General features: G+C 69.8%; 11 protein-coding genes. 8 read left to right on the top strand and 3 right to left on the bottom strand.

What is annotated here, in order from left to right; all coding sequences use genetic code 11:
• The 5 genes from LDQ05_RS06350 to LDQ05_RS06330 form a co-directional block, all read left to right on the top strand.
• On the top strand, positions 1-277 hold a 277-nt coding region (locus LDQ05_RS06350), incomplete at its 5' end, for a SufE family protein (protein WP_226436045.1).
• A gap of 7 nt (positions 278-284) precedes the next feature.
• The gene (locus LDQ05_RS06345; protein WP_226436044.1) at positions 285-1721 is read left to right on the top strand and encodes a condensation domain-containing protein; all 1437 of its coding nucleotides are present in this window, start codon (positions 285-287) and stop codon (positions 1719-1721) included.
• A 120-nt stretch (positions 1722-1841) separates the two neighbouring features.
• Positions 1842-3629: an acetyl/propionyl/methylcrotonyl-CoA carboxylase subunit alpha gene (locus tag LDQ05_RS06340; protein ID WP_226436043.1), complete on the top strand. Its 1788-nt coding sequence runs from the start codon at positions 1842-1844 to the stop codon at positions 3627-3629.
• Between the two features lie 118 nt (positions 3630-3747).
• Positions 3748-4011 carry a hypothetical protein gene (locus LDQ05_RS06335; protein ID WP_226436042.1) on the top strand — a complete coding sequence of 88 codons (264 nt, stop codon included), beginning with the start codon at positions 3748-3750 and terminating at the stop codon, positions 4009-4011.
• A 44-nt stretch (positions 4012-4055) separates the two neighbouring features.
• Positions 4056-4427 (top strand): DUF1707 SHOCT-like domain-containing protein, encoded by a 372-nt coding sequence (locus LDQ05_RS06330; protein WP_226436041.1) that lies wholly within the window; start codon positions 4056-4058, stop codon positions 4425-4427.
• 34 nt (positions 4428-4461) lie between these two features.
• Here LDQ05_RS06330 and LDQ05_RS06325 read toward each other — a convergent pair whose 3' ends face one another.
• A complete protein-coding gene (locus LDQ05_RS06325) occupies positions 4462-5898 on the bottom strand; it encodes an FAD-dependent oxidoreductase (protein WP_226436052.1) in 1437 nt (478 codons plus the stop codon).
• Positions 5899-6060: 162 nt separating this feature from the next.
• Between LDQ05_RS06325 and LDQ05_RS06320 the strand changes: the two genes are divergently transcribed.
• On the top strand, positions 6061-6471 hold the full coding sequence (locus tag LDQ05_RS06320; protein ID WP_226436040.1) for a DUF1707 SHOCT-like domain-containing protein: 411 nt from the start codon (positions 6061-6063) through the stop codon (positions 6469-6471).
• 3 nt (positions 6472-6474) lie between these two features.
• Complete coding sequence (locus LDQ05_RS06315; RefSeq protein WP_372461041.1) at positions 6475-6828, top strand: VanZ family protein; 354 nt, start codon at positions 6475-6477, stop codon at positions 6826-6828.
• 18 nt (positions 6829-6846) lie between these two features.
• Here the strand turns inward: LDQ05_RS06315 and LDQ05_RS06310 are convergent, their stop codons facing one another.
• Together LDQ05_RS06310 and LDQ05_RS06305 are read right to left on the bottom strand one after the other, a co-directional pair.
• Positions 6847-7686 carry a tyrosine-protein phosphatase gene (locus LDQ05_RS06310; protein ID WP_226436039.1) on the bottom strand — a complete coding sequence of 280 codons (840 nt, stop codon included), beginning with the start codon at positions 7684-7686 and terminating at the stop codon, positions 6847-6849.
• A 70-nt stretch (positions 7687-7756) separates the two neighbouring features.
• Positions 7757-8290 carry a tail fiber domain-containing protein gene (locus LDQ05_RS06305; protein ID WP_226436038.1) on the bottom strand — a complete coding sequence of 178 codons (534 nt, stop codon included), beginning with the start codon at positions 8288-8290 and terminating at the stop codon, positions 7757-7759.
• A 325-nt stretch (positions 8291-8615) separates the two neighbouring features.
• On the opposite strand from LDQ05_RS06305, the gene LDQ05_RS06300 reads away from it, so the two are divergent.
• Positions 8616-10430 (top strand): sensor histidine kinase, encoded by a 1815-nt coding sequence (locus LDQ05_RS06300; protein ID WP_226436037.1) that lies wholly within the window; start codon positions 8616-8618, stop codon positions 10428-10430.
• Positions 10431-10491 lie beyond the last annotated feature (61 nt).

Below are 10491 nucleotides of genomic sequence, written 5' to 3'. Positions count from 1 at the left end.
GCCGGTTCCCGAATGCCAGTCGCCGCTGTTCCTGTCGGTCGACGCCACCGACCGCGCGCGCATCCGGCTGTATTTCAGCGCGCCCCCCGAAGCCCCCACCACGCGGGGTTTCGCGTCGATCCTCCATCAGGGACTCGACGGTCTGAGCGCCGACGAAATCCTCGCCGTGCCGGATGATTTCTACTCGGCGCTCGGCCTCGCCGATACGGTGAGCCCGCTGCGTCTGCGCGGCATGAGCGCGATGCTCGCCCGCATCAAACGGCATCTGCGAACCTGACGGGTCGATGGAATTCACCGAGCTGGTCGACTACCCGATTCCGGCCGGGGTTCTGACGGAATGGCTGCCGTGCGCCGCGGAGGACGCCTGGCGCCGTGATCCGCGGCCCGCCTCGTACATCCACGAGGCGCACCTTCGCCACACGTCGGACACCCGGTTCGGTGGGGGACGCAGCTCATGGCTCGGGACCGCGTTCGACATCGACGGTCCGATCGACACCGACGCGTTCACGCGTGCCCTGCGCCGGTGGATCGACCGGCACGAACCTCTGCGCAGTCAGGCCGCGCTCCCGCCGGGCGACGGCGCCGACGCGCCGACGCGCCGCACGGCCCCCGCCGGGGCGGTGTCCGTCCGGTACTTCCGCCACGACCCCGCCGACCCGGCGATGCTCCGCAGCCACCCGCTCGGCCTGTTCGACGACTACACCTCGCCGCACTCGTGGCCGTCGTACGTGTTCGCGACCCGCGAGGACGCCGCGGATCGAGAGGCCACCACAGGTTCGTTCACGGTGTTCTTCGGCGCCGATCACTCCATCATCGACGGGTATTCGGTCGTGCTGGTCGCCCACGAGATCAGCGCCCTGTACGAGGAGGAACGCACCGGGCGGCCCGCGGAGTTGTTCCCGGTGGGCAGCTACATCGATTTCGGTGCCGCCGAACGCGCCGACTCCGCGGCGCTGACCGTCGACGACGATGCCGTGACCATCTGGCGGCGCACCCTCCGGGACAACGGCGGTGCCGCACCGCAGTTCCCACTGCCGATCGGGCATCGGCCGGCGCGGGCGACCCCGCAGCGGCGACTCGCGGAACGCTGGTTCGACGACGAACAGGCCACCCGATTCTCGGAGCTGTGCCGGGACGCCGACGCCGGTTTCTTCGCGGGCGTCCTGGCCTGCATGGGCCACACGAGCGCCGACCTCACGGGCGCGGACCGGTTCCGGACGGTGTCTCCGTCGCACACCCGCACGGGTCCGATGTGGGCGGGCGCTCTGGGCTGGTTCGTCGGGTTGCGTCCCGTCGACCTGGACGTGTCGGGCACTCCCGGGTTCGGCGTCCTCGCCGCGCGTGCCGCACACGAACTGCACCGGACACGGGCGAGCGCCCAGGTACCGTTCGACCGGGTCGGCGAACTGCTCGGTGTCCGGATTCGTCCACGATTCGTGGTGTCGTACATGGATGTTCGCTTCGTGCCGATGGCGGCGCAGTGGCCCGAGCGCAATGCTCGCGCGTTGCGCAGCCGCAGCTTCACACACGATGTGTACATCTGGGTCAACCGCACTCCCGAGGGCCTCAACGTCTCCGCGCGGTTCCCCGACAACACGGTCGCCGCGCAGACCGTGCCCCGGTTCCTGGGTCGGACCCGCGAGCTGATGGCCGCCGTGATCGAGTCCGGTCCGTGGCCGTCGGGCCCGGACGGACCCGCCGTTCCGGCTACCGGTCGGTAGCCTTGCACGACCCGGACGGGGTCCTACTGTGTAGAGGCCATCCGGTTACATCGTCTATCCGATTGGCGCTTACACTGCCGACGACGGAAATAACCTAACGATCGATCAACAGGAGGCTCCGTGCCCAGTCATGCCAGCGCGCAGATCTCGAAGGTGCTCGTCGCCAACCGCGGCGAGATCGCTGTGCGGGTCATCCGCGCCGCCAAGGACGCGGGCTACGGCAGTGTCGCCGTCTACGCCGAACCCGACGCCGACGCACAGTTCGTGAAGCTCGCCGACGAGGCGTTCGCGCTCGGGGGCACCACCTCCGCCGAGTCCTACCTGGTGTTCGACAAGATCCTCGACGCCGCCGCGAAGTCCGGCGCCGACGCCATCCACCCCGGCTACGGCTTCCTGTCCGAGAACGCCGACTTCGCGCAGGCCGTGATCGACGCCGGCCTGATCTGGATCGGACCGTCGCCGCAGTCCATCCGCGACCTCGGCGACAAGGTCACCGCGCGGCACATCGCCGAGCGCGCCGAGGCACCGATGGCCGCGGGCACCAAGGATCCGGTCAAGGATGCGGACGAGGTCGTCGAGTTCGCGAAGAAGTACGGTGTGCCGGTCGCCATCAAGGCCGCCTTCGGCGGTGGTGGTCGCGGCATGAAGGTCGCGCAGACCATCGAGGAGATCCCCGAGCTGTTCGAGTCGGCCACCCGCGAGGCCGTCGCCGCCTTCGGGCGCGGCGAGTGCTTCGTCGAGCAGTACCTGGACAAGGCCCGCCACGTCGAGGCCCAGGTCATCGCCGACCAGCACGGCAACGTCGTCGTCGCCGGCACCCGCGACTGCTCGCTGCAGCGTCGCTTCCAGAAGCTCGTCGAGGAGGCCCCCGCGCCCTTCCTCACCGACGACCAGCGCGCCCGAATCCATGCGTCCGCGAAGGCCATCTGCAAGGAGGCCGGCTACTACGGTGCCGGCACCGTCGAATACCTGGTGCAGGGCGACACGGTCTCGTTCCTCGAGGTCAACACCCGCCTGCAGGTCGAGCACCCCGTCACCGAGGAGACCGCCGGAATCGACCTGGTGCGCCAGCAGTTCCTCATCGCCAACGGTGAGGAACTCACCATCAAGGAGGATCCCACCCCGCGTGGCCATTCCTTCGAGTTCCGCATCAACGGCGAGGACGCCGGCCGCAACTTCATGCCCGCCCCCGGCCCCATCACCGTCTACAAGGAGCCCAGCGGTCCGGGCGTCCGCGTCGACTCCGGTGTCGTGCGGGGCGATGTGATCGGCGGCCAGTTCGACTCGATGCTCGCCAAGCTCATCGTCACCGGTGAGACCCGCGAACAGGCGCTGCAGCGCGCGGCCCGTGCACTGGCCGAGTTCGAGGTCGACGGCCTCGCGACCGTCATCCCGTTCCACCGCCACATCGTCGAGAACCCGGCGTTCGTCGGCGACGGGGAGAAGTTCGACGTCTACACCAAGTGGATCGAGAACGAGTGGGACAACTCGATCGAGCCGTTCACCGGCGGCGCCGCCGTCGACGATGACGACGAGGCGTTGCCGCGTCAGAACGTCGTCGTCGAGGTCGGTGGGCGCCGCGTCGAGGTGTCGCTGCCCGGCCAGTTCTCGCTCGGCGGGGGCGGCGCGGCCGGTGCGATCCGCAAGAAGCCGAAGGCCCGCAAGCGCGGCGGCGCCCACGGCGGCAAGGCGTCCGGTGACGCCGTCACCGCCCCCATGCAGGGCACCGTCGTCAAGGTCGCCGTCACCGAGGGCCAGGAGGTCGCCGAGGGCGATCTGATCGCGGTTCTCGAGGCGATGAAGATGGAGAACCCCGTCACCGCCCACAAGTCCGGTGTCGTCACCGGGCTGGCCGTCGAGGCCGGTGCGGCCATCACCCAGGGTACGGTTCTCGCCGAACTCAAGTGACGTACGCGCACACGCACCGTCGCTGACGCGATGGAATCACCGGCGCCCCACCCGCACCGTCGGGTGGGGCGCCGGTCGTCGCGCACGGAACCGCACCGGTACGGAAGGGAACGAACACATGGAACCTGTCGAGATCAACGCCGGAGGCTGGTATCTGCTGGCCCGCAACCCCGACGGCTGGTCGGACGACAGCGCCTACAGCTGGTCGGTGTGCGAGGCGACGACCGCGCAGATCCAGGCGACGGTCACGCTCCTGCCCGACGGCGCACTCGACGGTGCCGCGGTCGACGGCCACGACGACGCGCTCACGGCGGCATTCGAGGCGGTGCGCCGGTTCGCGGAGGGAGCACTCGGCGTGGGGGCGCGCGACATCCGGTCCTGATGTGCCGGACTGCCGGGGGCAGCGGGGCGAACTAGGCTGGACGCATGGCAGAGCCACCCGACATCCGCATCGGCACCGCGGAACGCGAAGAGGCGGTGACGCTGCTCGGTGAGCACTTCTCGGCAGGCAGGCTCACCGTCGACGAGTTCGACGAACGGGTCGGGCTCGCGAACCTCGCCCGCACCCGAGGCGACCTCGTGCCGTTGTTCGCGGATCTGCCGACGGCACCGGCATCGGTGGCGCGGCGCACCGGCCGCGACACCGCGACGGACCTCGTCACCCTCGTCCCCTTCGCACTCGCCGCACTCCTGCTGCTCGTCGTACTGCGGAACCCGATCGGGGTGCTCATCGCGGTCGCGATCCTCGTGTTCGTGGTGCGCCGCGGCTACCGACTGCTCGGACCGGGGTCGGGCTGAGCTGCCCGACCCCGATTCGGTACCGGCCCGGCCCTCACACCCGCCCGGCCGCGTCGCGACCGGCGACCCGCCCGAACGCGAGCGCATCACCGATGTGGAAACCACCGTCCTTGCGCCAGCTGTACGTCGAACTGATCTCCCCCGCCGCGTAGAGACCGTCGATCACCTCGCCGTCGGTGTCCACGACGCGGGCGCGACCGTCCCGGCGCGGACCGCCGTTCGTCCACCCGAGCAACGGTGTCACCTCGAGCGCATGGAACGGCCCCTCGGAGACCGGTGCCAGCGTCTCGGGATCACGCCCGAACTGGTCGTCGCGGCCCTGTTCGCACGCCGAGTTGTACGACGCGACGGTGCGCTGCACGGTCTCGGCGTCCAATCCGATCCTTTCCGCCAGTTCGGTGATCGATTCGGCGCGCACGATGGTTCCCGCGTCGATCTCGTCGCTGTTGTCGTGGCTCCACCGCGCGCCGTGCACGAGCAGGTCCCAGCCGACGGGGAGCACCTCGGGTGTGGGGCTGAGCGGCCCGGCCACCCGCATCCGTTCGTCGAAGATCAGGTGGAACGACCGCAGCGGGAACAGTTCGTGCGCACCGCCGCGCAGCGTGTGCCCGTGGTTCGGGGAGGCCGTCTCGTCGATGAACCGGCGGCCGTCGGCGCCGACCCACAGATAGTGGTGTGCGTTCCACAGGGCCAGATAGTGGCCGCGGCCGTCTCCGCCGCGCACCCCGGTGATGGTCATCATGTTTCCCATGTGCCAGCGGTCCGCGCCGACCTCCTGCGCCATCCGGTGACCGTCGCCCGTCGACGACGGGGCACCCCACAGCACGTGGTCCTCGACCCGCAGGTGGTCACGCACCATGGTCGGGTTCGCCTGGAAACCCCCGGTCGCGAGAACGACACCGCCACGCGCCCCGATACGCCGGGTCCCGGCCGGCGCGTCCACCTCCACACCGGTGACGGCGCCGTCCCCGGTGATCAGCCGTGTCGCGGGTGTCCCGAAACGCGTCTCGATGCCGCGTTCGGTCAGCGCGGACCGCAGGAACTCGTAGAGCAACCCGTTGCCCATCCTGCCGCCGATCGTGTCCATTCCCGCGTAGCAGTCGCTGCCCTCGACACCGACGTACTCGGGTTCGACGTGGTAGTCGCCGCTCATGCCGACGTCCGCGCCGAGTTCCTTCAACCACGACGACAGATCGACCGTCTCGGTCGCCCACGTGTCGACGACGTCGTCGGCGACGGGGAACGGACCGTTCAACGCCCGGAGGAACACCCGGGCCCGCTCGGCATCCCGGTTGACCCACCACCCTCCGCCGGAGACACGGGTGTTCCCGCCCGCGGTGTCCTCGTCGCATTTCTCGACCACGAGTACCTCGGCACCGGCGTGGTGCGCCGACAGCGCTGCGGCCGCGCCCGCCGCGCCCGTACCGACCACGACGACGTCGAACACCTCGTCGAACCCGTCCACCTGCATACTCACTCTCACTCCCTGTGACCCGAACCTGATCGGAACATGATTGTGATGGGGATCATTCGCGGGCCGGGGTGGGCGGCGCGTCCGGCTTCCCGGCCAGCGGGAGGATTTCGCGGCACGTCGCGGACCGGCGGCGACCGGTGCGTGTTCTAGGCTCGTCCCATGGCCGACTCACCCGACATCCGTATCGGTGACCGCGAGCGCGCGCAGGCGCTCGATCTGCTCAGTCAGCACTTCGGTCTGGGTCGGCTCAGCGTCTCCGAGTTCGACGAGCGCAGCGCCCGGGCGTCGGTGGCCACCACGCGCGGTGAACTCGACACCCTGTTCACCGATCTGCCCGCACACACCGCGAACGTCCCCGACACCGCGCCGGACACACCGACCCGGTCACCTGCGCTCGAGCGGTGGCGTGAGATCACGATGGGGTTGACCCCGCTGATCGCGCTGGTGCTGTTCTTCGTGTTCGACAGCTGGCTGTGGTTCCTGCTCGTCCCCGCCGTGTCGCTGGTCCTGTACGCCGGGCGCGACGACGACTCCGACGACGCACCGGAGAAGAACGAGAAGAACCGCTGACCCGTGGAACGGTTCACCTGGCGTCGCTCGGCGCCGCTCATCGTCGCGACGGTGACGATCACCCTCATGTTGATGTCACCGGGCGGAACCGTCCCGAGCGGGCCTCCGCACTCCGACAAGGTCACGCACGCACTGATGTTCGCGACGCTCGCGTTCTGCTCACGGTATGCGCGGCTCTCCCCCGCCGTCACACTCGCGTGGCTGGCCGCCTACGGGGTGCTCACCGAAGTCCTGCAGGCGACGATCGCGGTGCGACGGTCGGGGTCGGTGTGGGACTGGTGCGCCGACCTCGTCGGGATCGGTGTGGGCATCGGGGTGTTCGCCGTCGTCCGCAAGGCGCGTGCGGCGCGGTCGTGACGGCCGGGACGACGCCGGTCAGGCTCGTGTGACGACCGTTCCGGTATCGATGATCCGTGTGCGCAGCGCCTGCAGGGTGTCGTCGTCCAGCCCCAGGCCACCCGCGAAGTACTGCTCGACGGTCCCGTATCGCGTCAACATCTCCTCCACTGCGGCCTCGAGGTACCCGCGTTGCACGCCGAGCACCGCGACGAGCATTCCGCGATCGCCTCCGGCCACCTCGAAGCGGGAGAACATCCGCTCGAACCGGGGCAACAACTCGTCGTTGGTCCGCAGATAGTCGGCGAACACGACGTCGTCGGCGGCGCCGGCGAACATCAGCAGTGCCGCAGCGGCCCAACCCGTCCGGTCCTTGCCGGCCGTGCAGTGGACGAGCGCGGGTACGTCACCGTGCGCGAGATCGGTGTAGAGCCGCCGGTACGACGCGAGCGCGCTCGGCAGCGTCACGAAGTCACGATAGCTCCCCATCAGGTACTGCTCCGCCCGACCGTCACCCAGGTACTCGGCGGCCCGCACGGGATCGGCGACGAGCTCCGCCATCGATGCCGCGATCGATCCCGACACGCGGTCGGCGAGCACGTCGAGGCCGACGTGCCGGGCGCCGAGGGGCAACCGGTCGGGGCGCTCGTCGCGTTCGACGGCCGTGCGCAGGTCGAACACCGTCGTGATCCCGAGCGCGCCGAGTGTCTCGCGGTCGGTGTCGGTGAGGCGACTGAGATCGGTCGACCGGAAGAGCACGCCCGAACGCACCACACCGCCGAACCGGCTGGCACCACCGCCGATGTCGCGGAGGTTGACCAGCGACGGGATACGGAAAGCGGAATCGTCGGATGCGCTGCGGTCCACCTCGTCGGTCATGCCGACAGGCTACGGCGCGTGTCCGGCGAGCGCTGATCCGGAGTCCCGGGAACCCGCGGGTCCCCGGTCCTCACCGCGAAGGACGGTCCGTGATGCTCCCCGATTCCGCGGCGGGAGCGGGGTCCGCACCGATCGCGGGACGTCCCCCGAGCTGTGCGGCCTCGAGCGCGAGGACCCTGCGGTAGAGCGCCTGGATCGCCGCCATGCACACACCGTTCGCGTCGACCGCCGATATCCGCCGTTCCGAATGTCCCAGCGCGAACGCCGCCGCGAAGTCCTGCGCCATCGGCCCGAGGTGCCGGACGCTGCGGTCATCGAACCCGTACGTCCATTCGCTGACCGGGAGTTCCCCGAGTCGAGCGAGCACGTCGTCGGCGGACACCGGTGTCCGTCCCGAGAAGCCACGCCTGCGGGTGAGCGCCGAGTGCATCCAGGCGACGGGATGTCGGCTGCACGCCGAGATCCGTGCCCGCCACCGCCCCCGGGCGGTGGAAACCCACCGCCCGGGGAGCTCGGGGAGCGTGTCGGCGACCTCCGTCGGACGACCCGCACACGATGCGTCGACGGTCCGTGTGCCGTCCGTGCCTGCAACCGACAGTTCCACAGGAATCTCCTCGCTAGCGCTCGAGTTGCCGGACATCGTGCTTGATGCGTGCATCGCTCGAAAGCAGACCCCACAGGAAGAGGTACACCGCGTCGATGAGCAGCCAGATCATGTTCCACTCCTTTGTTGTTGCGGCACTTCCGTTACCGCGTCCCGTGTCCGGCGTTCCGGCCACACCGAGAACTCTCCGCCGATGAGCTCGTCCGCGAATCCGTGCCGTCCCCGGAAATCGTCGCCGTGTCCGCACCGTGCGCCGGTCCGTGCAGGCACGGTGGATCACCGGGCGGATCGGGAGGAAACTGGAACGGTTCGGTGAGGAGGTCCGGTGAGTCGTCGGACGATGGTGGCGGTGGGTGCGCTCGTCGTGGTGCTCGTCGCCCTCGTGGTCGGGCTCACCGACCGTTCCGATACCGCACGGCACGATCCGGCGCGCAGTCTCCTGCTCGGTCCCCGCGAATCCTTCGCCGCCGCGCAGGGTCCGTTCCTGCCCGTGTTCGGCGGTACCGAACTGGCGCTGTACATCATCGCGGGCCTCGCGTTCGTCCTGTCCGGCGCCGTCGCGTGGAGAAGTCGACCGCACGACCTGACCGGTGTACTGCTCGTCGCGGCCGGGCTGCTCTGGCTGGTGGGTGGGCTCCGCCGGTCCGGTGATCCCGTCGCCTTCACCGTCGGGGTCACCGTCACCAATCTGTACCTGCCGCTGTTGATGCAGGTCGTGTTGGGTTTCCCCACGGGACGGCTCACCCACCGCCCGGAGCGGACACTCGTCGCGGCGGCGTGGGTCGCCGCAACCGTCGGTGTCGTCGCCGAATGGATGTTCTTCGATCCGCGCGCCGTGGACACCCCGCACCCGTCGACGTCCGTCAATCTGCTGCTGATCCGGCACGACCCCACGGTCGCCGACGCCGTCCAGGTCACGGTGGGCACGGTCGCGGTTCTGCTCACGGTGCTGCTCGTGGTCGCCGTGATCATCCGGTTCACCCGCGAGACCGCGGCCTACCGCGCAGGATTCGCGCCCCTCGGTGTCGCCGGCGCGGTCGCCGGTGTCGCGACCATCGCGATCCTGTCCGTGGCGGTCAGTCCCGCCGGATCACCGTACGCGTGGATCCTGAACCTGCGGTATCCGGCGGCCGCACTGTTCCCGCTGGCCGTCGTGGTCGGGCTCGTCCGCTACCGGCTCGCACGTGCCGCCGTCACCGACGTGATGGTCGATATCGGGGAGGCCCCGCTCGACGCCGGTTTCGTCGACTCGCTGCGCCGCGCGGTGCGCGACCCCGGCCTGCAACTGTGGACCTACCGCGACGGCACATACGTCGACGCCGACGGCACCGTCGCTGCGCTGCCCCGGGATTCGGCGACACACGCGTACGCGATCCTCGAACGCAGCGGTGTTCCCGTCGCGGCGTTGGTCTACGACGCCACGCTCGAAACCCAACCCGAACTGCTTGCGTCCCTGCGCGGTGCCGCAACCCTCGCGCTCGACCACGACCGGCTGCAACGGGAACTGCGTGAACAACTCGACGAGGTGCGTCGCTCCCGCGAACGCATCGTCACCGCGGGCGATGTGCAACGCAAACGACTCGAACGGTATCTGCACGACGGCACCCAACAGCGACTCGTCGCGGCGTCGATCCTGCTGCGTCGCGCGCAACGCTCCGACGACCTGTTGCAGACCCGGCGGTTGATCGGCGACTGCGCGGCCGAGATCGACGCGTCGCTGCGCGAGTTGCGTGAGGTCGCGCGCGGTGTGTATCCGCCGATGCTCGCCGAACGCGGACTCGCCGTCGCGCTGAAGTCGATGGCCGAACGCGCACCGATCCCGGTCCGCGTCGACGATCGGCTCGCCGGCCGGGTGTCGAAACGGATCGAACTCGCCGCCCACCTCATCGCCGCCGAGTCGGTGACCAATGCGGTCAAACACTCCGGTGCCACGTCGGTTCTCATCACCTTGGAGACCCACGACGAGACGCTGGTCCTGACGGTCCGCGACGACGGGTGCGGTGGCGCCACCACACGTCCGGGTGGCGGCATCGACGGGTTGGCCGACCGCGCTTCCGCGCTCGGCGGCGCGTTGATGCTGGACAGCCCACGCGGGCGGGGAACGACGCTGTCGGTGGTTCTGCCGCTCGCCCCGCCGTGAGCATCGGCGGGGTTCCGTCATCCGCGCCGGGGGAGTTCAATGATGAGGGGGCGGCAGGAGG

It is taken from the genome of Rhodococcus yananensis, assembly GCF_020515525.1.
Taxonomy (GTDB): Bacteria; Actinomycetota; Actinomycetes; order Mycobacteriales; family Mycobacteriaceae; genus Rhodococcus; species Rhodococcus yananensis.
Note: the sequence above shows the minus strand (reverse complement) of the source record. Positions and strands in the feature narration are given on the sequence as shown.